At 41.9% G+C, this 22,461-nt stretch carries 21 protein-coding genes and 2 pseudogenes; 11 read left to right on the top strand and 12 right to left on the bottom strand.

The features are described from left to right. Nucleotides 1-83 precede the first annotated feature (83 nt). Nucleotides 84-2,440: pseudogene (gene helD, locus JCM16418_RS02850) on the bottom strand (RNA polymerase recycling motor HelD). A gap of 377 nt (nt 2,441-2,817) precedes the next feature. On the opposite strand from helD, the gene JCM16418_RS02845 reads away from it, so the two are divergent. Together JCM16418_RS02845 and JCM16418_RS02840 are read left to right on the top strand one after the other, a co-directional pair. After that, nucleotides 2,818-3,510: a response regulator transcription factor gene (locus tag JCM16418_RS02845; RefSeq protein ID WP_036645862.1), complete on the top strand. Its 693-nt coding sequence runs from the start codon at nt 2,818-2,820 to the stop codon at nt 3,508-3,510. Then, complete coding sequence (locus JCM16418_RS02840; RefSeq protein ID WP_036646147.1) at nt 3,503-4,609, top strand: sensor histidine kinase; 1,107 nt, start codon at nt 3,503-3,505, stop codon at nt 4,607-4,609. The genes JCM16418_RS02845 and JCM16418_RS02840 overlap by 8 nt, the downstream gene beginning before the upstream one ends. A gap of 13 nt (nt 4,610-4,622) precedes the next feature. Here JCM16418_RS02840 and JCM16418_RS02835 read toward each other — a convergent pair whose 3' ends face one another. Continuing rightward, the gene (locus JCM16418_RS02835; protein ID WP_036645859.1) at nt 4,623-5,678 is read right to left on the bottom strand and encodes an FUSC family protein; all 1,056 of its coding nucleotides are present in this window, start codon (nt 5,676-5,678) and stop codon (nt 4,623-4,625) included. A 172-nt stretch (nt 5,679-5,850) separates the two neighbouring features. On the opposite strand from JCM16418_RS02835, the gene JCM16418_RS02830 reads away from it, so the two are divergent. Beyond that, nucleotides 5,851-6,345 carry a hypothetical protein gene (locus tag JCM16418_RS02830; RefSeq protein ID WP_036645857.1) on the top strand — a complete coding sequence of 165 codons (495 nt, stop codon included), beginning with the start codon at nt 5,851-5,853 and terminating at the stop codon, nt 6,343-6,345. Between the two features lie 88 nt (nt 6,346-6,433). Here JCM16418_RS02830 and JCM16418_RS02825 read toward each other — a convergent pair whose 3' ends face one another. The 3 genes from JCM16418_RS02825 to JCM16418_RS02815 form a co-directional block, all read right to left on the bottom strand. Next, on the bottom strand, nt 6,434-7,477 hold the full coding sequence (locus JCM16418_RS02825) for an AI-2E family transporter (protein ID WP_036645855.1): 1,044 nt from the start codon (nt 7,475-7,477) through the stop codon (nt 6,434-6,436). 83 nt (nt 7,478-7,560) lie between these two features. Then, nucleotides 7,561-8,202: a phosphatase PAP2 family protein gene (locus tag JCM16418_RS02820; protein ID WP_036645854.1), complete on the bottom strand. Its 642-nt coding sequence runs from the start codon at nt 8,200-8,202 to the stop codon at nt 7,561-7,563. A 140-nt stretch (nt 8,203-8,342) separates the two neighbouring features. Further along, nucleotides 8,343-8,549: a DUF1657 domain-containing protein gene (locus JCM16418_RS02815; RefSeq protein WP_036645853.1), complete on the bottom strand. Its 207-nt coding sequence runs from the start codon at nt 8,547-8,549 to the stop codon at nt 8,343-8,345. A gap of 144 nt (nt 8,550-8,693) precedes the next feature. Here JCM16418_RS02815 and JCM16418_RS02810 point away from each other — a divergent pair, with 144 nt between their 5' ends. From JCM16418_RS02810 to JCM16418_RS02795, 4 genes are all read left to right on the top strand, one after another. Continuing rightward, complete coding sequence (locus JCM16418_RS02810; RefSeq protein WP_036645852.1) at nt 8,694-9,554, top strand: DUF421 domain-containing protein; 861 nt, start codon at nt 8,694-8,696, stop codon at nt 9,552-9,554. Nucleotides 9,555-9,566: 12 nt separating this feature from the next. Continuing rightward, nucleotides 9,567-10,049 carry a stage V sporulation protein AC gene (spoVAC, locus tag JCM16418_RS02805; protein WP_036645851.1) on the top strand — a complete coding sequence of 161 codons (483 nt, stop codon included), beginning with the start codon at nt 9,567-9,569 and terminating at the stop codon, nt 10,047-10,049. Nucleotides 10,050-10,055: 6 nt separating this feature from the next. Continuing rightward, nucleotides 10,056-11,066 carry a stage V sporulation protein AD gene (spoVAD, locus tag JCM16418_RS02800; protein WP_036645850.1) on the top strand — a complete coding sequence of 337 codons (1,011 nt, stop codon included), beginning with the start codon at nt 10,056-10,058 and terminating at the stop codon, nt 11,064-11,066. A 141-nt stretch (nt 11,067-11,207) separates the two neighbouring features. Further along, a complete protein-coding gene (locus JCM16418_RS02795; RefSeq protein WP_052020007.1) occupies nt 11,208-12,371 on the top strand; it encodes a foldase protein PrsA in 1,164 nt (387 codons plus the stop codon). An 82-nt stretch (nt 12,372-12,453) separates the two neighbouring features. Here JCM16418_RS02795 and JCM16418_RS02790 read toward each other — a convergent pair. Together JCM16418_RS02790 and rhaD are read right to left on the bottom strand one after the other, a co-directional pair. Beyond that, nucleotides 12,454-13,885 (bottom strand): annotated as a pseudogene (locus JCM16418_RS02790) (NAD-dependent succinate-semialdehyde dehydrogenase). Between the two features lie 274 nt (nt 13,886-14,159). Further along, the gene (gene rhaD, locus JCM16418_RS02785) at nt 14,160-14,993 is read right to left on the bottom strand and encodes a rhamnulose-1-phosphate aldolase (RefSeq protein WP_148298733.1); all 834 of its coding nucleotides are present in this window, start codon (nt 14,991-14,993) and stop codon (nt 14,160-14,162) included. 200 nt (nt 14,994-15,193) lie between these two features. On the opposite strand from rhaD, the gene JCM16418_RS02780 reads away from it, so the two are divergent. The 4 genes from JCM16418_RS02780 to JCM16418_RS02765 all read left to right on the top strand — a co-directional run bounded on the left by JCM16418_RS02780 (nt 15,194) and on the right by JCM16418_RS02765 (nt 18,904). After that, a complete protein-coding gene (locus tag JCM16418_RS02780; protein WP_036645848.1) occupies nt 15,194-15,949 on the top strand; it encodes a DeoR/GlpR family DNA-binding transcription regulator in 756 nt (251 codons plus the stop codon). A gap of 167 nt (nt 15,950-16,116) precedes the next feature. Next, entirely contained in the window at nt 16,117-16,947 is an 831-nt protein-coding gene (locus JCM16418_RS02775; protein ID WP_036645847.1) for a hypothetical protein, read from the top strand. 138 nt (nt 16,948-17,085) lie between these two features. Beyond that, complete coding sequence (locus JCM16418_RS02770) at nt 17,086-17,742, top strand: metal-dependent hydrolase (RefSeq protein ID WP_036645845.1); 657 nt, start codon at nt 17,086-17,088, stop codon at nt 17,740-17,742. Between the two features lie 256 nt (nt 17,743-17,998). Next, nucleotides 17,999-18,904 carry a cation diffusion facilitator family transporter gene (locus JCM16418_RS02765; RefSeq protein WP_242403689.1) on the top strand — a complete coding sequence of 302 codons (906 nt, stop codon included), beginning with the start codon at nt 17,999-18,001 and terminating at the stop codon, nt 18,902-18,904. 170 nt (nt 18,905-19,074) lie between these two features. Here JCM16418_RS02765 and JCM16418_RS02760 read toward each other — a convergent pair whose 3' ends face one another. The 5 genes from JCM16418_RS02760 to JCM16418_RS02745 all read right to left on the bottom strand — a co-directional run bounded on the left by JCM16418_RS02760 (nt 19,075) and on the right by JCM16418_RS02745 (nt 22,440). Then, nucleotides 19,075-19,494: a CPBP family intramembrane glutamic endopeptidase gene (locus JCM16418_RS02760; protein WP_052020006.1), complete on the bottom strand. Its 420-nt coding sequence runs from the start codon at nt 19,492-19,494 to the stop codon at nt 19,075-19,077. Between the two features lie 386 nt (nt 19,495-19,880). Continuing rightward, nucleotides 19,881-20,147 (bottom strand): hypothetical protein, encoded by a 267-nt coding sequence (locus tag JCM16418_RS02755; RefSeq protein WP_148298724.1) that lies wholly within the window; start codon nt 20,145-20,147, stop codon nt 19,881-19,883. Between the two features lie 74 nt (nt 20,148-20,221). Then, a complete protein-coding gene (locus tag JCM16418_RS24855; RefSeq protein ID WP_156327204.1) occupies nt 20,222-20,371 on the bottom strand; it encodes a hypothetical protein in 150 nt (49 codons plus the stop codon). A 117-nt stretch (nt 20,372-20,488) separates the two neighbouring features. Then, nucleotides 20,489-20,833 (bottom strand): 4Fe-4S dicluster domain-containing protein, encoded by a 345-nt coding sequence (locus tag JCM16418_RS02750; RefSeq protein WP_036645839.1) that lies wholly within the window; start codon nt 20,831-20,833, stop codon nt 20,489-20,491. Further along, on the bottom strand, nt 20,830-22,440 hold the full coding sequence (locus JCM16418_RS02745; RefSeq protein WP_036645836.1) for an FAD-dependent oxidoreductase: 1,611 nt from the start codon (nt 22,438-22,440) through the stop codon (nt 20,830-20,832). Before JCM16418_RS02745 ends, JCM16418_RS02750 begins: the two co-directional genes overlap by 4 nt. Nucleotides 22,441-22,461 lie beyond the last annotated feature (21 nt).

Genomic DNA, 22,461 nt, shown 5'->3' with positions numbered 1-22,461 from the left:
GAAAACCACCTTTACGTCACATTAATATCACGTATATTGTGGTTTGTTTACCTTAGAGATATGCACCGCTATCTACCTTTGGTTTATTTACTAATTTTTGTGTATTTATCGGAATGAATATCGGTAATAAAGCGACTTGGTTGCCCTAAACTGTATATATGCAGTAAATGCATCGCTCTCGTACATACGGTATAGAACAATTTACGCTCCGATTCGCGTGAATAGGAGCTTTCAGATCCGTTGTAGATAAGGACAGCATCAAACTCTACACCCTTGGCAAGATACGATGGAATAACAAGGGTTCCTCTAATATATGATGGTGTTGTTTTGGTAATAAGCTTAAGGGGCAACGTCTCTTTAAGTGCCTCATACACTCGCTTGCTCTCCTCATCTGTTTTGCAAATAATGGCGGTATGCTCGTAACCTTGTTCATGTAACTGCTGAATATCCTTAATAATATCCCCATGGAGTTGTTCCAAATTGGATTCCATTATGACCTGTGGCAAATCACCTTGGCGGTCAAAAGCTACAATGTTCTCCCCACCCGGCATCATGCTCCGAGTGAAATCCACAATTTCATATGTGGAACGATAACTCTTCGTTAGTGAGATGACCTCTGTCTCCCCGGCTCCATATAACTCCTTAAGCGACTCTAGACTTCCTCCTAAAACATCTGTATGCGCATATATCCCTTGATTCAGATCTCCCAAAGCAGTCATGCGGGCACGAGGAAATAAGCGCTTCAAATACTCAAGCTGGAAGGGGGAATAATCCTGTACTTCATCAATAAATACATGACGTATAAGCGTATTGGTCTGAAAACCTTTTAAAAGCTCCTGCAAATATAAATAAGGAGTCGAGTCTTCATACGATAACTTTTTATCTTTTAACTCGAGGAGAGTCTGCTCAGCGATTTGATCCCACATCTCAGGAAGATCTCCACCAGAATTTAATGTAAGCATAAGCTCTTTATTCCTAAACAGCTCTCGATAGAGCCCCTTAACGTCCACGTAACGAAGCCGCTTGATCCATTTGCGCACAGGCTTTAACCACTCGTTCACTATCATCTTCGCCAGTAGGTTGCGCTCAAGCTCATGATCATCAAACGAATCCTTCGTACCCATTTGTTTGCGTCTTATCTTCGTATATGCTCGTTGATACTCTTCCTGGCTAAGTAATTCAATCTGATCATCGACCCAAGCCGCGCTTCGCTCAGCATGCGCAAAAGTCATAAGCTCTTTAAGCATCCATTGCTTCATTAAATCAATCCGATTCACGAGTTTTATACCTGGATCATATTCGTAAAATTTCTTCTTCATCGTCTCAGCCGAGATAATAAGCCGGCCCTGAAACCGAATTTCTCGGAACATCATATCCTTCTTCTCCAATAAAGAAGTGTACTTACTAATAATTTGCAGAAAGGCAGGAGATGATTTGAAGAAAATCGATGCTTTTTTCACATTCAGCCAAGGTCCCTCTTCAGCATTTAAAATGGATTCCATCTGTGCAAATACATCTTCAAGTTCAAATTCTTTACCCAACTGATGTGCCAGATAGGCTTGGAATGTGGTCTGCATCATATTTTCTTCCCCAAGCTCTGGAAGTACGGATGAGACATAACTATTAAACAATGGGTTCGGGGAGAAGAGTAGTACTTGATCCGCTTTTAACGTCGCACGGTATTTATATAATAAATAAGCGACACGTTGTAGTGCAGCCGATGTCTTACCGCTACCCGCTGCGCCTTGTACAACAAGCATTCTACTTTTATCATTACGAATAACTGCATTCTGTTCGCGTTGAATCGTAGCTACGATACTCTTCATCTGATTATCAGCACTATGACTTAGTACTTGCTGCAGAAGCTCATCACCGATCGTAACCCCCGTGTCAAACATCACATCGATTTTACCTTCTTTGATCACGAACTGGCGCTTAAGTTCCATCGTCCCAAACATTTCACCTTCAGGAGTCTGATACGCCGCTGGACCTGGAGCCCCGTCATAATAAAGACTCGATACAGGAGCCCGCCAGTCATAAACCAGAAATGTTTCCTGATCATCATCTAAGAAGGAGGCGATGCCTAAATATATAGGTTCAGTATGTTCTCGCCCTTGTTCCCGGAAATCAATACGTCCGAAATAAGGGGACTTAACAAGTAACTTCATTTTTTAAGGGATTCGGAAGACTGTAAGTGTCGACGTTCACGTTCCGAAACGACTTGGGACTGTTGCCGCAAGCTAGTGGATGTTTCCCCAAGGTCATCTGCACTACTGAAGTTAACGCGGACTTCATCCCAGAAATCCTTACGCAAGTCGACTACTTGTCCACGGACTGAGCCAACTTCCTCTTCAAGTGCCTCCATTCGGCGTGCGACCTTTGAGGTCACCTCATTGACGCGAGCTTGTTCCTGCTGCCAATTCTCATCTTCTCTACTCATACAAATTCCTCCCCATTCAAACGTTTGACATTCTCTATTCATCGTGATATAATATAATTAGGTTAACTTTATTTAAATCTAAATGTATTTAGAGTGACATTTCTATTCTAACAATTGTTGCTGAACAAAGCAATTCTTATATCGGAATTTTCTGAGGAGGGCCCTGGCTCTCCTCTTTTTAATTCATATAGGTTTCTTCCCTTTCTTTATACTTCTTAAGCTTTTCTTTCACTACATTTAAATTGGAATCGTTACAATGATACTAACGCAGATAACTAATTCCATGCTTCCCGGTGAAGCATAAGCCTATACGGTTAATGACAGATTTAACCTTCGTACTGAATTTAGGAATAATACTGCAATTGGAGGCTTACTGAATGAGAAACATGCTAGTTGTAGATGACGATAAGGAAATTGCAAACCTAATATCTATATATCTTAAGAATGAAGGCTATGAAGTTTTGTTCGCCTATAATGGCGAAGAAGCTTTAGAACAATTATCAAAGCATACATTTGATTTAATCATTCTCGATGTCATGATGCCTAAAATGGATGGTCTTGAAGTATGCCGCAGAGTAAGGGCAGATTCCTCCACCGTCCCCATTCTGATGCTTAGTGCAAAGACAGAAGATATGGATAAGATTATGGGTCTCATGACAGGCGCTGACGATTACATGATCAAGCCTTTTAACCCTCTGGAGCTAACGGTTAGAGTAAAAACGTTGCTGCGGCGTTCTTTTCAATACAATCAAGATTCCAGAACAGGTGATGATTCAATTCTTCGCATTCATAACATTGAGATAAATCGTAACTCACATCAAGTTCTTGCCGGCGCGAATGAAGTTCAGCTAACAGGAAGAGAATTTGATATTTTGTATTTGCTAGGTTCCCATCCTTCAAGGGTGTTTAGTGCTGAGGAAATATTTCAGAGAGTATGGAAAGAAAAGTATTATGTCTCCAACAACACCGTTATGGTCCATATTAGTAATTTACGTGACAAGCTCGAGAAAGAGCTTGGTTATAAGCTGATCCAAACGATATGGGGAGTAGGTTATAAAATTGATGCATAATCGTAGTTTATTTAACAAGCTGCAATGGAAAATGGTCATGATGTTTTTTCTAAGCGTTGGGCTTACCTTTGCTACCCTCATGATACTCAGACCTATACTGGAAAGTATTTATTTGTCCAACCGAACAGCACTTGATCCGTTAGTAATCTTTGTACTTAAATTCAATAAAATTGTGGGATTCTCAGCCTGGCAAGGGCTAGTTGTCATTCTATTATTCATTCTTTATGTCATGCTTCTGAGCTGGGGAACAACACGTAGCTTAAGTAATATTATTCGCGGCGTGAAGCGGATGTCAGACGGGCAAATGGATGAGAAAATCCCCGTCCGTTCAAATGATGAAATTGGCATGCTAGCCGCCCAAATCAATGAGCTTGCTGCACAGCTTACTTTATCCATGCAAGAGGAGAAGCTAGCTACTCAAACAAAAAATGAGTTGATTACCAACGTTTCACATGATTTACGTACACCACTAACGTCCATTATTGGTTATCTTCGCTTGATTGAAGAAGACAAATATAAGGATGAAGTTGAACTACGTTACTATGTGAACATCGCTTACGAAAAAGCTCGGAGAATGAATGGGCTTGTTACGGATTTATTTGAGTATACCCGCCTAGGATTCGGAGGTAGTGAGCTTCATCGGAAGAATATTGATATTGTGGAACTCCTTGGTCAATTATCTGCGGAATTTACGCTTCATTTAAAAAACCAAAAAATGTTTATTAACATAAACGCACCGCAGGATAAAATTATGATCTCTGGAGACGGGGATAAATTGATGCGTGCATTCGAAAATTTAATTACAAACGGGATACGTTATGGAAGCGAAGGTGGAGAGCTTCTGATTGAAATTCATAGGCTTGGAGGAGAAGTTGAAATCCAAATTATTAATTATGGATCAACGATCCCATCTTCTGAGCTACCACATATATTCGACCGCTTCTATAGAGTAGAAAAATCCCGCTCGCTGAATACGGGCGGGGCAGGACTTGGCTTAGCTATTGTAAAAAGCATTGTTCATCTCCACGACGGAAGTATCTCCGTCATTAGTAACGACAATAAAACAGCCTTTATTGTCAAATTACCTCTACATGCTTAAGAGCAATTCCATGTTATTTTTTCATCCAATTCATCCACAATGACGGCTCTTCATCATCAGACTTATGATAATGATCGACTAGACGGTTTAGACGCTCCAGCTGATAGCCGTAGTCATACATGGTGGCTGCCACAATTGAGATCCGGAGCTTACCCTCCGGATGCTCATATACACGTTTAATAACTTCTTTCATAAAAATATTATTAGCCTCTTCTAATTCATTGGGTTCCGTACAATTAGGTTTTAATTTATCATCAAATTTAAGTAACACATGTTCATGAAATTTAGTGAGATGCTCTAATTGTAGATCGAAGTATTCATCCGTATCATCTGCTCTTTCAGACTGAAAATAATGCTCCTCGATTGCATCAAGAACCTCTATCCCTTTGCGCAATGTATTTAACATTTGTTTGTACACCACTAAATGCCTCGTTTGGCTAAACGTTGCTCGTTTAAGCTTCTTCTGTTCCTCTTCAAACAGCTTATACTTATCGGATAATGCTTTAACAGAATCCTCCAATTGGCGCTTCTGGTCACGAAATACATTTTCACGTATTTCATCTGAAATGGAGGTACGAAGAAGTAGTGACATCTGATCATAAATATACTGAATTTGCCCGATAAACTGTACTTTTGGCTTAGGCGGAAACAAAAGTATATTAATTAAAAAAGCCGATACGATACCAATAAGACTGAGAGAAAAGCGTGTAAGTGCAAACTGCCACTGTCCTGATGCTTCCATAACTGCAATAACCGTAACTAATGTTAGTCCAATCGTATCTCCCATTTTCAGCTTAAGACATATCATAATAACGAGAATACAAGCAAGACCCACTGCAATGGGCTCATTCGAGAACACTGCCCCCGCTGCCAGAGCTATAATAGCCCCTAATGTATTCGTCTGTAGCTGATCCAGAAAATACCGCCATGAGCGATATATTGAAGGCTGCATCGCGAAAATAGCCGCTACAGCTGCTATCACAGGTGCCGTTAAATGTAGCCATAAGCTGATGTACAACGCGAGGGTAACGGCAATTCCCGTTTTTAACATGCGCGCTCCAAAAGTCACAGTTGCCCCTCCTTAATTTTTGATCTTTATTATTTTTTATATTGGCAATTAGGTATGTATTACCCTTTGTCCTTGATATTGATACAAATCCCGTATGAAAATTAAAAAACAGCTCATACTAAGGTTGGAAAATAAAGTAATTCCAATAATCTATCAAGAGGTGAGCATACCGATGAATAAGAATATAAGGTCATTTCTAGTAAAAACGACTTTAGCCTGTACACTGTGTTCAGGGCTTTCCATACCAGCAGTCCATGCAGAGGCTTCTGAGTGGAATGAGACAGATCCAGTAACAATCACCACACCTGAAAATAATAACGCTCCGAGTCCGGAGCGACATGGCCATCACGGAAGAAAGCATGCACTGTTGAATGATACAGCCTCTCTACTCGACTTGTCTATGCCTGATTTAATCCAGGAACTCAAGAAGGGTAAAACACTGCAACAGATTGCGAAAGAAAAGAAAGGCTGGAGCAGTGAAGTCTTTGTCCAGAAGCTCAATGATGTACAGACTCGCAAAATAGATGATGCCGTTAAAAACGGCAAAATGACAACGTTGCAGGCTGATCAACTAAAGAAAAGACTTCCTGAATCGTTGAAACGCTTCGTTCAACATACGCATAAGCCACATTCTCAGCGGCAGCCGGGGACCTACTCTCACATTTAATCCATAACAAATTTGATTCAATAAACAATAAAAATCCTAACAAGTAACGGTTAGGATTTTTATTGTTTCCATGATCGTTATTCCACTACTATTTGAGCTGCTCACCACGCTGATTCGTTAGGGGTACTTCCAATAAATCCAGTATAAACATAAACACAGGAACGCCTAGAATGAGGCCCCAAACCCCAAAGAAATGCTCAGAGAAAATGAGAACAGCAAACGTGTAGAAGATCGGCAGATGCGTTTTATCAGACATAAATTTCGGATTCATGACGTATGCCTCGAAGGCATGTAATACGGCTACCATAATCAACACATAAATGATTTTCACAATTCCACCAATTTTGAAGGCTATCGCACATAGAGGAATCAGTGTAATGATAACGCCCATAACAGGTACCAAACCGAGCAAGAAGATCATCAGGCCGAGCGCAATTAGGTTAGGGAAGCCCATGATCCACAATGCTATCGTTGATATCACGCAATTGATGAATGCGATTAGAAATTGTACTTCAATGACTTTACCGAAAGAAACCGTAAATTTCTTAGCAAAATAAGCAAGCTCATCATAAAAATATGCAAATTTGCTCTCTTTGAATTTGTGTGTGAAATGCGTTACTTTTTCTTTCTCCAGCATAAAGAATAAGCTCATGATGAGCGCAATAGCAAAATTCAAGCTGAATGTTCCAATATTCGAGATTGTATTCATAGCAATATTAAAACTTTCATTAACATATTTACCAAGATCCACTTTATGAACATATTCCATAATGTAATCGAGCACTCTGTTCCCGGTAGGTTTAAATGCAGTGCTATAGAATGCAATAACCTGGTTGACTAATTGGTTAGCTTCCCAAATTAATTTAGGGGCATATTGATATGTACCAATTGATAAGGCAACTACAAAAACAAAGTACAGCAAAATCACAGTGATTTTTTTACTGATACCCATTCGGTTCGTAAAGCGCCGAGTTAAAAACGAATGAACTCGATTTACAAGGTATGTAATGATAAAAGTGATTAAAATCATATTCATCATGCTGCGGAATAAATACACCAGCAACAGAACCAGTAATAGTACCATAATCTTTCTAACAGCAGGTAGATAGAAAAAATCTCTTAGCGATATCATCGTTACGCGACCATACTCCTTTACAGATGAGGCATAATTTCCTATGAAAACATTTTACGCGAGTAAACACTTGTCATGCAAGTTTAGGATCGCCCTTTTTGCTTTCCTTTAGCAAAATAACCAATAGATAAAGTTAGCCAGAACGCACTAATTAGGTAACCGCCTAGAACATCACTAGGATAGTGAACCCCTAGGTAAATGCGGCTTACGCCAATCATTAGAATCATCAAAGCGCAGAAGATCACCCACACTACACGCATCACCGCCGAAGGGATATGTCTCCACAGCAAGTAAGCTAGCACGCCATATAATGAAAATGCGCCCATTGAATGTCCACTAGGGAAGCTGAAACCGGATATATCAATTAAACGATGTGTGTCTGGACGTGTTCGATGAAATATCATTTTTAGAATTACATTTAATATCTCAGAACCAGCAAGGACCCAAATTAACAATATCAATTCTCTACGATGCTTCAGCAATACAAACAGCAACACCATCACAATGATTGTGAGCGGAATGACCACACCAGAAGATCCAACCGAAGTGAACCATTTCATGACGCTAGTTAACTTCTCGTTCTCCATTCCTTGAACTACATGAATAAAAAACTGGTCGAACCATGCAATTTTGTTTAAACCTATTCCTAAAGCGACAATTCCAAACAATACAATAAATATTAAACTGATTCCAAAAGCCTTTGTTAATCTCCACTTTAAATTCATCTGTGTCTTTATCCCCCAAGCTACCCAAAATACAGTTTGGATCATTTCATACTATTATCCACAAAGTGATGTAGCTTGTCACGCCAGTATAGCAACAAGCACCGGTCAACTGGCCGGTGCTTGCCCTTGTCTTTGGGAAATTAAAACCCTTTGTATTGGGGTTCTTCGTTCTCAAGTTGCTGTACGCGTGTCTCAACTTGTTGAACGATTTGCTGAGTTTGTTCAGCAGCATTCGTAAATAAATTTTTAGCGTCTTGATTTTGAGTGCTTAGCGCGAAACTCTCAAGACTTGCTTGAGCACTTTTCAATGAAGACAGACATGTTTTCACTTGGGATGATACCGTCATTTCAGCTTTCACCTCCTCTACCTATATCATTACGAAACATAATTTAACCTTTCACTTGATAAAACATTCATAAAAATGATGTCCCTTGCAAATAATTTGATAATTGATTGTTTAATCCATGACAGAAATGGAGGTTACCGGAGCATGCCGGAGTGGACCCAAGTAATCGTACGGACGTTAGTCGCAGTCGTATTTCTGTTCGCTTTAACTCGACTTTTAGGCAAAAGACAGATTTCTCAGCTTTCCTTTTTCGCATATATCACTGGTATTACGATTGGTGATCTAGCCGCTACCGTTTCACTCGACTTAGAAAGTAATTGGTATTTAGGAATGGTTTCATTAGCCGTTTGGGCCATTGTATCTCTTGGAATCGAATTCTTACAGCTCAAAAGTAAAAAGGCCCGGGATTTTATCGACAGCACCAGTACGATCCTGATCAAGGACGGTAAAGTACTTGAGGATAATTTAAAAAAAGAAAAACTTACCAATGAAGAGCTTCTGCAGCAGCTTCGCGCGAAAAGTGCTTTTAAATTGGCGGAAGTGGAATTTGCCATCATGGAGCCTAATGGCGAGATCAATGTTTTGCTTAAAAAAGAATATTTGCCACTCACCCCTTCTGATCTTGGGATTAAGGTTGCACCCGATTCCGAACCCCAAACGGTTATTCTCGACGGCAAAATTATGGATGAGCCACTCGCTACTCGTGGATTTAACCGATTATGGATTAATACGGAGCTCGAGAAAATCGGCGTATCTGTTGATAATGTTTTTATTGGACAAGTAGATAGTTATGGACAATTATTTGTCGATCTGTTTGATGATCAGATTAAAGTACCTGAACCGCAGCAGAAAGCTGCTCTAATGGCTGAAATGAAGAAATGTCAAGCTGATTTAGAAATGTTCAGTCTCTCAACAAACCAGAAAGAGGTCAAGAGTATGTACGAGCAATGTTCCATTCAGCTAGAGCAGATTATAGCTGAAGTTAAACCATTATTAATCCGTTAGGAGGTATTCGACATGGCCAGTAGCAAAAAGAAAAAGCTTACACCGGTTCAGCAAGAATATCAGGAGCTCGCCAAAAAACGCGAACCGAAGAGACCTGCTTTTATCAATTCGCTGAAAGCTTTTTTCGTCGGCGGATTGATTTGCTTGATTGGAGAGGCCATTCAGCAGATATTTATACACTGGGGAGGATTTGATGAAAAGAAGGCTGGAAATCCGACAGTAGCCGTTCTAATTATTATCTCCACAATTTTAACAAGCATCGGCGTGTACGATAAAATTGCCCAGTGGTCCGGTGCAGGAACGAGCGTCCCTGTAACGGGATTTGCTAATGCTATGGCATCGGCAGCCATTGAACATCGCCGCGACGGCGTTGTGCTTGGCATTGGTGGAAGTATATTCAAGGTGGCGGGACCCGTTATTGTATTCGGCACCCTAGCCGCTTTTCTTGTCGGTATTGCCTATATTATTTTTGATCCCAATCTGGTTGGAGGTTGATCCGATATGCTAAAAGGACATCAAAGCTGGTTATTCGAGAATAAACCCTCCATTATCTCTACAGCTACCGTGGTGGGACCCTTTGAAGGCCAAGGCCCTCTCGCAGAAGACTTCGATATCATCCATGGTGATTTATATTTGGGTCAGGATAGTTGGGAGAAAGCCGAGAAGGCATATATGGAAGAAGCCGCAAAGATGGCAATACAGCATGCAGGATTAACAGAAGGTCAGATTCAGTTCTATTTAGGTGGGGATCTGATGAATCAGATTATAAGCAGCAGCTTTACAGCCCGTACGCTAACCATTCCTTTTTTAGGCATGTTTGGAGCCTGCTCTACATCCATGGAGAGTTTAGCCCTCTCCGCCTTCATCGTGAATGGCGGTGGAGCGAATTATGTGCTGTCAGGTACATGCAGTCATAACGCAAGTGTAGAGAAGCAGTTCCGTTACCCAACCGAATATGGTTCACAAAAGCCACCTACTGCCCAATATACGGTCACAGGGGCAGGCGCAGCTATTCTTGCACCGGATGGAGAAGGTCCATATGTCACATCAGCGACCATTGGGCGTGTTATTGACATGGGGATTAAAGACCCCTTCAATATGGGAGCTGCCATGGCACCTGCAGCCGTCGATACAATCGAAGCCCATTTTAGAGATTTACAAATTAGTCCTGGTTATTATGATTTAATCGTCACAGGTGATCTTTCCAAGGTCGGATATCTCATAGCCTGCGACTTGTTTCATAAACACAACATCCCTATGCAGCAGACAACCTATTCGGATTGTGGCATGCTTATATACAATTACGATCAGCAGAATGTTCAGTCAGGAGCAAGTGGCTGCGGCTGTTCTGCTGTCGTTACATACGGACATCTTCTGAACCGTATGCGTCGTGGAGAGCTAAATCGCATTCTAGTTGTGGCAACAGGAGCCTTATTGTCTCCCCTCTCCTTTCAACAAAAAGAAAGCATTCCTTGTATTGCCCATGCAGTTTCTATAGAAAAAAGCAAATAGACATAAGTAAATATAGCTTTTATTAAAGGAGCATTAAAAAAAGATGAAACAAATTTATGTCTTCTTAAGGATTATTTATGCGGAATCTGTTAAAGTAAAACGCATAAGTGTTATGCCTAATTAAAGGAGGACTAAGATTTAATGACTGACAGAGAAAGAGAACCATTCAATAACGGTGAAGCACCGAATGAAAATGAAACTACAGGTGACAACGTAGTACAGCAAGATATCACACCTGAGTCGACCCCACTGGTCACTGAAGAGAGAAACGAGCCTGCCGCAGTAAATTTGGACAAGGATCGTGCAGCCAATCCAATGAATCCAGTACCTACACCTGCATCACCAGGATCTCCATCTGGAAGCAGCAAAATTTGGATGATTGTCTCCCTGGTCTTAGCCGTTGTTTTAGTTATTGTTTTGATTAAACCGCCATTTGCTGGTAGTTCTAAGAATGAAACTGTAGCTACTGTTAATGATGTGAAGATTACGAAGGACAAACTTTATGATGCCCTCGTAGATGCGGGTGGTGCACAAACACTCGATACTTTGATCACAGAAGAACTTGTTAACCAAGCAGCTACTGAGAAGAAAATCACTGTAACTGACGCTGATATAGCAAAAGAAATTGAAACCATAAAAAAAGGCTTCAATTCCGAAACAGAGTATCAACAAGCTCTAACACAGTCCAACATGACTGAAGATGATTTGAAGAAACAAATGGATATGCAAGTAAAAATCCGCAAACTGGTTGAGCCAACCGTAAAAGTAACGGATGATGAAGTTAAGAAGTATTTTGATGAAAACAAAGAATCTTTGAACACACCAGAACAAGTAAAAGCTTCACATATCCTTGTAGCTACCAAAGCTGAAGCTGAAGCCATCCTTAAAGAGCTAAAAGGTGGAGCTGACTTCGCTACCGTTGCGAAAGAGAAATCAACGGATCCGGGTTCTAAAGCGAACGGTGGAGACCTTGGTTATTTCGGCAAAGGTGTAATGAATGCACCGTTTGAAAAGGCTGCCTTTGCTCTTGAGCCAGGAAAATTAAGTGATGTCGTTCAATCAGAAAATGGATTCCACATCATTAAGGTTACGGATCACAAAAAGGCAGTCGAAGCTACCTTCGAAGGTAAAAAAGCTGAAATTAAAGAAAAACTGATTACACAAGCTATCAACACAGCTGCCCCAACATGGCTTGCTGATATTAAAGCTAAAGCTAAAATCACCAACTCGTTGGAAGAAAAAGCTGCAGCAGATGCTAAAGATAAAACAACCGATAAAACAACGGAAACAGATACGAAGAAATAATAATCCGATACGTAGGATTACAAAAAAGGATGAGCCCTTATCTAAGGCTCATCCTTTTTATATTTGGATATCAGTTTTTCTATTAGATTCCGAGCGAGATATACTTCACCTCCAAATATTCTTCAATTCCGAAGTGACCACCTTCACGTCCAAGTCCACTCTGCTTGAACCCGCCAAAAGGAGCCTGAGCTGTGGATGGTAAGGGATCATTCAAGCCCACAATACCATATTCTAATGATTCTGCGATATGGACCGCTTCTCGAATGTCCTGCGTAAATACATAGGCTGCAAGACCATACGGGCTATGATTCGCCCGCTTAATTACTTCATCAATGGTGCGGAATGTCGTAATTGGGGCTAGTGGGCCGAAAGTCTCGTCATTCATGCAATCCATATCATCGGATGCCTGCGTAATGATGGTTGGTTCTATGAAAAATCCTTCTTTTTCTGTAAGGGCTCGGCCCCCTGTCAGAACCGTTGCACCTTTCGCTTTGGCATCTTCAATTTGACCGAGCACCTTCGATACAGCCTTCGCATTGATCAGAGGGCCGATTTCAACACCTTCGTCCCTTCCGTCGCCAACTTTAAGCTCGGCCGTGCGTGCTGCCACTTTTGCAGCAAACTCTTCTGCTAGTGATTCATCAACATACACCCGGTTGGTGCACACACAGGTCTGACCAGCGTTCCGAAACTTCGAAGCAATCAGACCTTCGACGGCCTGATCCATATCCGCATGAGCTGTTACAATAAACGGTGCATGCCCACCCAGCTCAAGAGATATTTTCTTCATCGTGTCTGCTGCACCCTTCATCAATTGCTTGCCAACGGCAGTCGAACCGGTGAAGGAAATCTTCCGTACTCGTTCATCTAGCTGCCAAGCATCTGCGATTTTCGCAGCATCTCCCGTTACGGCATTAAGTACGCCTGCGGGAATACCTGCCTGCTCAGCCAGCTCCATTAGTTTCAAAGCCGTATAAGGCGTTTCCTCCGATGGCTTGAACACAACAGTACAGCCCGCGGCAAGTGCCGGAGCCACTTTACGTGTAATCATGGATGCCGGGAAATTCCAAGGTGTAATCGCTGCAATTACACCAACGGGCTGCTTAAGTACCCATATTCTTTTGTTAGGAGCAGAGGCTGGAATGCTTTCACCATAAATCCGTTTACCTTCCTCCGCATACCATTCGATAAAACTATTCGCATACGCAATTTCGCCTGCTGCTTCTTTAAGAGGCTTGCCCTGCTCTGTCGTCATAATTAAAGCGAGCTCATCCGTATGATCTTCGATCAGACGATGCCAATTCATTAGGAGCTTCCCACGCTCAAGCGCCGTTTTAGCTGACCATGCCTTGAGGGCACCATGCGCCGCATCCACGGCTTCCCCGTGCCTCCGCAGCTCCCCCCATAGGAATCGTACCTATAATTTCACCCGTTGCTGGGTTTATCACATCATGAAGCTCTGCGGTATCTTTCCACTGTCCGTTGATGTACATTTGCTGATTAAGATTTAACATACGTTTGCCTCCTTCAGTAGGTATGCGATTTCACTTCAGCCTTTGGCATGATAATAACATGAATAAAGTCATTAAAAAAACTCCCTGCCCACGCGCGGACAGAGAGTTGTATATGTTCTATCAATTCATTATGACTAACGTAATATACGCCGCCCCAAACTAAGGGCTAAAACGATCATAAAACTACCAACTAACATCTGCATGCCATATATTTGTACCCATTGTGGCAAATGTTGAATCTTCTCATAAACAATACCGCCAATTGCACTATATTTTAAGTGTATAAAATTCCTTCTACAGGTGTTACACCAAAAGCTTTAGCAAGATCAGCAAGCTGTTGATCGGTAATCTTCTGTTTCATATCATGATGGGCAACTAGCATGTAGACCTGTGCTGCCTTTTCCACCGTTTCAATGAGTCCAAATGCTTCATCCATCGATGTTCCCGTACCAAAGATACCATGCTGTGGCCAGACCACGACACGGTGATCCTTCATTTTGTTAGCCGTCGCCCTTCCGATCTCACTGCTACCCGGTACCATCCAAGGAATCACACTAACACCATCAGGGAATACAACGATACACTCCGTACACATTTCCCATAGGGTCTTGGTGAACTTCTTCTCATCAAGTTCATGAATAAACGTCATTGCAATTACATTTGTCGCATGCGTATGCATGACTACGCGGTGTTTGGGATCAACCTTAAGACGTTCAATATGACTCATGAAATGTGAAGCAAGCTCGCTTGTTGGTATGGTTCTATTTTTAAAACCCCAAAGAACTTCGATGCTCTCGCCGTCGCTGTCCACACGCACAATACCTAAATTTGTCTCGGGATCAGAAATGACATTCTTAAAATATTTCCCAGAGCCCGTTACGATAAAATATTTCCCTGCTAATTCTCGTACTGGGAAGGTTAAAGGAAGCACTCGCAGCACGTGGTTAATATTGAAATAAGTAGCGACCTCTGCCTCATCTAAAATGTAACTAATGTTGCCCCCGTTGCGCTCATCCCATCCAAGATTCCACATATGAAAAGTAATTTCAGCCATTTCCCGGATAAAAGGTACGTCGAGCATCGGTTCAACGCGATTCAAGTTCATCATTGTAGTGGTCACAGTAAGCCTCTCCTTTAGATATCTGTAATATGATTTATCTGTTTTACACTCACATCGTACTGCGGTATTCTTTTGCAGTCAACATATCAAAGATTTTTTGTGTTGTTTTTATTTGTTTTATGTATTTTATATGAATTTTCATATATGATAAAGACGATTGAACTTGTTTTCACAGAAAGGTGATAACCATGTTAGCAGCCCAGCGGCGCCAGAAAATTATAGACATGCTTCATCTGAACAAACGTGTACTTGTCTCGGATTTAAGTAAATGTTTTGAAGTTACGGAAGAAACCATACGCAGAGATTTAGAGAAGCTTGAGAAAGAAGGCGTGGTTACACGATCTTACGGCGGGGCCATGCTGAACCGACATACCAATGAGGATCTTCCCTTTTCAACACGGAATGCAATACATCCCGAACTAAAGCGAAGTATTGCAATGAAAGCTATGGAGCTGATACAAGACGGGGATACGCTTATGGTTGATCCCAGTTCAACCGCACTTGAATTCATGAAAATACTTGGTACCAAGCGTAATTTAACGGTCATTACCAATTCGATTCACATTCTTCATGACTTTGCTAGCTCCAATATACAAGTGATTTCCACGGGGGGCTCCCTTCGTGCATGCTCGATGTCATTGGTAGGGCCAATTGCCCAAGATACGGTGCAAAAATATAATGTAGATACGGTTGTCATCGGCTGCAAAGGACTATCGATGGATAAGGGCATTACCGATTCGAATGAACCGGAATGTGAGCTAAAGAAATATATGCTGCGTCAGGCTGAGAAGGTTATTTTACTAGCTGATCACAGCAAGTTTAATAAAACAGCCTTCGTTAAACTCCTCGATTTGGATCGAGTTGACTATCTCATTACCGATCAGAAACCGGAACCTGAATGGCTTGAGCAGCTCGCTAAACATAATATCGAAGTTATTTATTGATATTGACATATTAAGGAATATTATATATATTCTTAACAAATGAATGTTCGATTCCTTACGAAGAAGCACCCGTAAGACAGGCTATGTAGGCCTGATCTTCGGGTGCTTTTTTATGTTGGTTTACTGGAGACATTCGAACCTTGAATATCATATGAGGAGGAATTTAAATGAAGAAAAGCGTTCGATTAAATGCAGCAGTCGTAGTCGTAACACTTGCTGCACTTTTGATGTCCACCCAAGGAGCGACTATCGTGGAAGCTGCTACATTACAGCTATCAGAAGCTCAAAAATTTGCGCTCACAAAGGCAACAGCCTCAGATCCTTCAAGAGCAGCTCGGTTTAACTCACTATATAATGAGTTGCTTCAATTGCAGACCCAGATTGAACAGACTGATCAAAGTTTCAATACATTGCATTATCGCAATGAGGAGTCATTAACCACCGTTCGCAAACAGGTTCAGCAGATCAACGCTGCTCAGCTCCTCAAGCTTGCATCGGCAGTTAAGCAAACACAGGAACGCTACAAACCACTGTTTGTCATGTATACCTCTCTGGGCAACCAGTTGAGCGTTGCACGAAAATTAAAAAACAAACAGCTTACTTCCCTGCTCTCTACCCAGCTTGAAGCTGCCAAAATTACCGTACAGCTTGCAAGAGAGGATATAAGATCCAAGCAAAATGCCCTTTCAACTACCCGAAGCAAAACAACTCAATTACAAAAGAGCATCCGTAGCGAATTATCTTCCATTCATACGCTGAAGATTCATATCAAGGCCGAGAAAAGTAATGTTTCAACATTGAATAAAGGTCTCAGTCCTTTATGGAAGAACGTAACCCAGTCCATCAAGATCAACGATGCAGCAGCTGCGTATAATGCACTTAGTCAAGTGACTAGTAAGCTGCGCCAAATGGAATCAGGTAAGCAAAAAATAATAACAATTGAACGGAAGATTGAGACCATTATACAAAGCGCAAAATCCAAGACACCTGCGGTATAAATATTAATGGCATGTTTTGGTTGTTTCCTGCTCCCATAAACGTGTATAATATTCAAGCAAACATACGTTTGTATTTAATGCTTTTTCTACATATTTGTAATTAGATTTACTCATCACAGTCAGTCAGAGGGGGATTTCATGAAAGGTTCCACACATCTTATGATTGGTGTAGCGCTTGGAGCAGCTGCGGCTGCCCACTATCCATTCAGTTTAAAGAATGCAAGCCTATACATTGCTATTTCAGCATTCTCGGCTTTAGCAGCCGATTTGGATGGCAAAAGCTTACTAAATTCAAAAATTGGTCAAGTATCTAAATGGCTTAGAGAGCTTATGTATTGGTCAGGTTTACTTATGATTGTAGTTCTTATCTATTCTTTTGTAACGTCCCATACCATCGATTTCAAGTTCTCAACAGCAGCACTATCTATATTTCTACTCGGACTCGTCACCAAGGAAGGCATCATCCGTAACGCACTTGTAAGTCTCATTGGAGCTGGACTTGCCTTTGCCGGATGGAAGTATTCCATGACATGGCTTATTGGCTTCGGTTCATTCATTGCTGTCGCTCCTTGGATGAAGCATCGAGGAATGACTCATACTATTTGGGCAGTCGGAATATGGTCTATGATTGGATCAGGTTTAGAAGATCAGCTCAATATTGAAGGTATCATGCTGGTTGCCACAGTAGGCTATTTATCACATCTTGTCGCAGATACTTTAACTCCTGCCGGTGTAAGATGGCTGTATCCATTGATGAAGAAGCCCATTAAAATACCCTTTAAAACGAGATTATAGTTTTTAGCAATTCGAAGTAAACCCGGCTCGGAATGGACAAATCAAGTAAATTATAATATGATCTTATATACGAATGGCCACCTCAGATCACTTGCAGGTGGTCTATTACTGTCTACATGCGAAGAATGCCTGAATACATTATCCTTTCTCAAGTTGTACTTTTAACTTTAGGAAATAAGGAGAAACTGCAAAGAGGGTCTTAAACTGATCGTTTTAGCATTTAGGAAGCAAGAAGACTCAATTGAGGAGAGACAACGTGGCTAACAAATCACTTTTTGCAGTATGGATCAGCTTGATTAGTAATGTGTTGCTAACCGTTTTAAAAATCGGTGTCGGTATTATGTTTAGTAGTAACGTTCTAGTTGCCGATGGTATTCATAATGCGGGGGACGTCGTCGCAACAATAGCGGCTCTCACATCCACCATAGTCTCTAAGAAACCTGCGGATGAGGATCATCCATATGGACATGGTAAAGCAGAAGCGATCGCTTCTGGAATTGTCGCTATTATTCTGATTGCTGCTGCACTCTTAATGGTATACAAAGCAATCGAATCATTTTTTGCACCTGCTGCCGAGGCTAGCTTGATTGCCCTCTTCGCTGCGATTATATCGCTTATTTGGAAACAAGTGCTGTACATATATTGCATACGTGTCGGTAAAGCGGAAAACAGCCGTAGCTTAATTGCTACTGCCTATGACCATATTGCTGATGTATATGCATCGTTAGCCGCTTCAATTGGTATCGGTATTACTCTTATAGGGGAGCATTTCGACATTCCTTATACAGAATATGGCGACGGCGTTGCTGGAATTATTGTTTCATATCTCGTCATCCGGCTTGGTCTCAAGATGGGACGTGAATCCATTGATATTCTTATGGACAAGAATATTACGCCAGAACAACTGGAACAATTAAACTCCATCATTTTATCTGTTCCCAATGTAAAGCGCGTGGACACCATACGAGCAAGGGAGCTCGGTAATGCCATTATCGTCGATGTGAAGGTAAGCGTGCCAAATCTCCTAACGGTTCAACAAGGTCATGATGTCAGCCGCGAAGTGAAATCAACGATTAAAGAACGAATGCATCTCGTTGGAGATGTTATGGTTCATCTGAATCCATGGTATGACGAGGACGAGGAAGAAAATCCCACTCAATAAATTTACGTGAAACTTATAAAAGGCGCTATCCGTTTTACACGGATAGCGCTTTTTTATATAAACGGTCCCAAGCTATTCCCTGACACTATCAATTAGGGAGGTGCTCGAGACCGTTTTTTAAATACATCCTATTCATTCTACTTCAGTTCAATTCCTGATCTTGTTGTATCTCAACTAAAAATCATCCCACTCAAAGCAAACGCTATGTTCATAACAAAATGCATCAAGATTACGGGCAGTAATCCTTTCGATCTAATCGCTACACCGCCCATGAGCATGCCGAAGAAAGAGAACAAAGCACACACGATCCATGGAAACCCGATTGAATAATGATAGCATCCAAATCCTATACTTGAAGCGATTAACCCCAATTTCTCACCAGCATAATCAACGAATCGAGGTAATATCAGACCCCGCCAAAGAATTTCTTCTAAGATAGAATTTACTAAGGCAAATATAAGCCCATAGATCAGTAGCGTATACAAATCTTCACGTCCGAAATTAATAACGAAACTGAAGGATATGGCAACTACGACTGCTACAATGAGCAGGAACCTCCATATCGGATCTTTAATTCCTTTCCATATCAAGGGGGTGTAGATGGTATTCCGAAAGTTTCCAACTGCAAAGTAACTTGTCTGCGGTGAAGACACCCGAAGAAATAAAACGAAAGGATGATGAAACCTAGCAAACTGAATCTCGACAATACAACGATAGCTTCATGATTCACCTCAAACAAGGATATAAAAATATCTGTCTTAAGGAAGGTGGCTATCCAATACCCTACTATGAATATACTAATCGTTAACCATACCACTCTACTTTGACGAGGGGCAAAACCCGAATATACTCCTATTAGCAAAGCTAGTAAAAGTCCAATATACATAGGAGTCACTTGAATCATGATAACTGATAATATAAAAATAACGAGTACGATATAATGTGCAAATTTCACTTTAATTTAGCTCACCATTTTCTATTCAATTTTAAAGAACATGTCTTGATTATTCTGTATAAACCTGTTGATTTGTTCAATCGTAAACGGAGCTCTGCGTTTGTATGTATTCATGCAGTTCATAAGACTTTGATCTGTCGCCACATCCGCTGGACTTGCTGCTAACCAATGGCCATTGGGCAATTTATTTTTAAATACGATAAGGTTCTCTAACTCTTCATAAATGTGCAGCATTTCAATATCACCGAAAAATCCCATCCCACTTTTCATCTCATTCCATACCTTCATCTCACAAATAAAATAAGAGGCAAACCAATAAAATTCAGCTATAGAATTCGTTCGATTATGAAAGACATAAAACATTAGCAGTGCCTTCTGCCTTGATTTAGTCGGGAATACTGATCTAATTTGATCTTCATATTCTTTCCTCTTATCGCATCTATGATTGGCGCGATGCATAACCACCCCAACTGATCTGCATCTAAATCATGCTCCTTTAACTTAATTAACATTGTTCAACGCTTCCTCTCTTTAGCTCAAGCGAAATATAATGTAAAATTATGTATTTTCATGTATTATAACAAAAAAACTTTCAAACCGGTTTGAAAATTGGTTTGAAAGTCTTCCTCTTATTTACCTCGGTATTGCTCCGTAAATACTTCAAAGAATGGTGTCGTATCACGCTCTGCCATCGTATCACCTGAACGCTGTCCCCATCCGATTTCTTCTCTCCAGCTGCCAAGTATTCCAGAGGCGATCAGCTCCGCCTCATCAACCTCGACCGACCAGTCTGCCTGCGGTGCAACATACAATGCATCTACGGGACAGTAGGCCTCGCACATGAAACAAGTCTGGCAGTCTTCCTTACGCGCGATTACGGCGATCTTATCCTTCATATCAAAAACATTGGTTGGACATACCCTCACGCACACATTACAACCAATGCATCGATCCGAACTAACCAGTTCAATCATACGGCCCGCCCCTCCTTCCGAACATCCAGTTCATGGGCGTGGGGAACACTTTCGGTACTAATGCCTATATGATCAACACCGGATACGATTAACCGATACGTTTGACGAGGGTCCAGCTCTGGATATTCCACCATCTTCTGTAGTCCTCGACTTTCCTTGCGAGCGAGCGCCGCTGTATACATCCATCTACCCACAGTTAGCATGGCTGCTGCCTCGCGTGACTGCACAATACCTTGCACTGTTGCCGGAGCCTGCCTATCTATATAAGCTTTTAGTGCATTAAGTCGATCTAAACTTGCAGAAATGATCGGTTCGCTGCGGAAATAATTAATGTGCAGCGGTAGTATCTCACGTTGGATTGCACTCACCAGCGGCTTCACCTCTAGCGGTGCACTAGAAGCAGAACCCGCGGGCATCCCATGATGACCCGCAGCAACCAAGTTTCGGCCATCCGCCTGCTTCGGCTGAGATTGTGCGTACTGCGCAGCACCTTCACCTGCCCAGCTTCCGCTGCACATGGCCCATGAGGCATTGTAAGCTCCGCCGCCGGAGATTGCTCCGGTCACTTTTTCCCGCGAAGCTGCATCTCCAGCTGCGTATAAGCCAGCAACAGTTGTTGAACAATCATGATCTATTAGGCGTAGTCCGCCTGTGCCTCGCATCGTTCCTTCATACCGAAGCGTGAGTGGAAATTTCTCCTTAAATGGATCAATCCCTGATCGCTCCAATGGCATAAAGAAAATCGGATGAGCTCTGCGCAGAAATTCCCGCTTCTCCTCTGTATCTGCCAGATCCATGGATGCGTAGACGGGTCCTTTTAGCATAAGCTCAGGAATACCACCAAAGGTGCGGTCACCTTTAAGTAGCGGCTGACCTTCGGCATCGTACAAAGTAGCCCATGCTAGCATACGTCCGCGCGTTACGCTTCCTTCGGCAAAGCTAGGTGCATACTGACGGCTAAATTCCATACCTGACATATCAGCACCGACCTCAGCAGACATTAGCAGTCCTTCACCCGTCAGTACATTACAACCCAAACCTTTACTGAGAAAAGCACAGCCACCAGTAGCCATTACGACTGCATTGGCTTTGACCTCCCACTTCTCTCCTGTTAAGCGGTTTATGCCGCGCGCACCTCCAACACCATGTTCATCATGCAGTAGCTCAAGTGCTGGGGATTGATCCCATATCTTAACACCTGCTTTAAGTACGACTTTCCTCATGATTTGCATGTATTGCGGTCCGTGGAGATGTGTTCGCAGTGATTGCCCATCCTCATCCTTGGGAAAAGGATATCCCCAATGTTCTACCTGCTCTAAATTTACTTCCACTTGATCCAGCACTCGATGAATCCAAGCATTCTCCGATAAATATCCGCCTGCTTTAAGCCTAGACTGAACCGCCTGCTCCCTTAGCTCAGCAATGGGAGGAATAACAAGGAGTGTTGTCCCCCCCGGAGCTGTCGCACCGCTCGTTCCGACATAACCCTTATCGGCCAGTACTACCTTTGCTCCTTTTGAGGCTGCGCTCCATGCCGCCCATGCTCCAGCTGGTCCACCACCAAGCACGAGCACATCTACTGTCAGTTTCTTGTTCTGCTGCGACATTTTGCTTCCCCCTGTACCTAG

The organism is Paenibacillus pini JCM 16418 (assembly GCF_000576305.1).
In the GTDB taxonomy this organism is placed as follows: domain Bacteria; phylum Bacillota; class Bacilli; order Paenibacillales; family Paenibacillaceae; genus Paenibacillus_AQ; species Paenibacillus_AQ pini.
This window is presented reverse-complemented; position numbering and strand designations above follow the sequence as displayed.

Coding starts and splice junctions, on each gene's coding strand:
- JCM16418_RS02845 (WP_036645862.1), top strand. CDS start 2,818: ATGAGAAACATGCTAGTTGTAGATGACGATAAGGAAATTGCAAACCTA.
- JCM16418_RS02840 (WP_036646147.1), top strand. CDS start 3,503: ATGCATAATCGTAGTTTATTTAACAAGCTGCAATGGAAAATGGTCATG.
- JCM16418_RS02830 (WP_036645857.1), top strand. CDS start 5,851: ATGAATAAGAATATAAGGTCATTTCTAGTAAAAACGACTTTAGCCTGT.
- JCM16418_RS02825 (WP_036645855.1), bottom strand. CDS start 7,477: ATGATATCGCTAAGAGATTTTTTCTATCTACCTGCTGTTAGAAAGATT.
- JCM16418_RS02820 (WP_036645854.1), bottom strand. CDS start 8,202: ATGAATTTAAAGTGGAGATTAACAAAGGCTTTTGGAATCAGTTTAATA.
- JCM16418_RS02815 (WP_036645853.1), bottom strand. CDS start 8,549: ATGACGGTATCATCCCAAGTGAAAACATGTCTGTCTTCATTGAAAAGT.
- JCM16418_RS02810 (WP_036645852.1), top strand. CDS start 8,694: ATGCCGGAGTGGACCCAAGTAATCGTACGGACGTTAGTCGCAGTCGTA.
- spoVAC (WP_036645851.1), top strand. CDS start 9,567: ATGGCCAGTAGCAAAAAGAAAAAGCTTACACCGGTTCAGCAAGAATAT.
- spoVAD (WP_036645850.1), top strand. CDS start 10,056: ATGCTAAAAGGACATCAAAGCTGGTTATTCGAGAATAAACCCTCCATT.
- JCM16418_RS02795 (WP_052020007.1), top strand. CDS start 11,208: ATGACTGACAGAGAAAGAGAACCATTCAATAACGGTGAAGCACCGAAT.
- rhaD (WP_148298733.1), bottom strand. CDS start 14,993: ATGATGAACTTGAATCGCGTTGAACCGATGCTCGACGTACCTTTTATC.
- JCM16418_RS02780 (WP_036645848.1), top strand. CDS start 15,194: ATGTTAGCAGCCCAGCGGCGCCAGAAAATTATAGACATGCTTCATCTG.
- JCM16418_RS02775 (WP_036645847.1), top strand. CDS start 16,117: ATGAAGAAAAGCGTTCGATTAAATGCAGCAGTCGTAGTCGTAACACTT.
- JCM16418_RS02770 (WP_036645845.1), top strand. CDS start 17,086: ATGAAAGGTTCCACACATCTTATGATTGGTGTAGCGCTTGGAGCAGCT.
- JCM16418_RS02755 (WP_148298724.1), bottom strand. CDS start 20,147: ATGAAGGTATGGAATGAGATGAAAAGTGGGATGGGATTTTTCGGTGAT.
- JCM16418_RS24855 (WP_156327204.1), bottom strand. CDS start 20,371: ATGTTAATTAAGTTAAAGGAGCATGATTTAGATGCAGATCAGTTGGGG.
- JCM16418_RS02750 (WP_036645839.1), bottom strand. CDS start 20,833: ATGATTGAACTGGTTAGTTCGGATCGATGCATTGGTTGTAATGTGTGC.
- JCM16418_RS02745 (WP_036645836.1), bottom strand. CDS start 22,440: ATGTCGCAGCAGAACAAGAAACTGACAGTAGATGTGCTCGTGCTTGGT.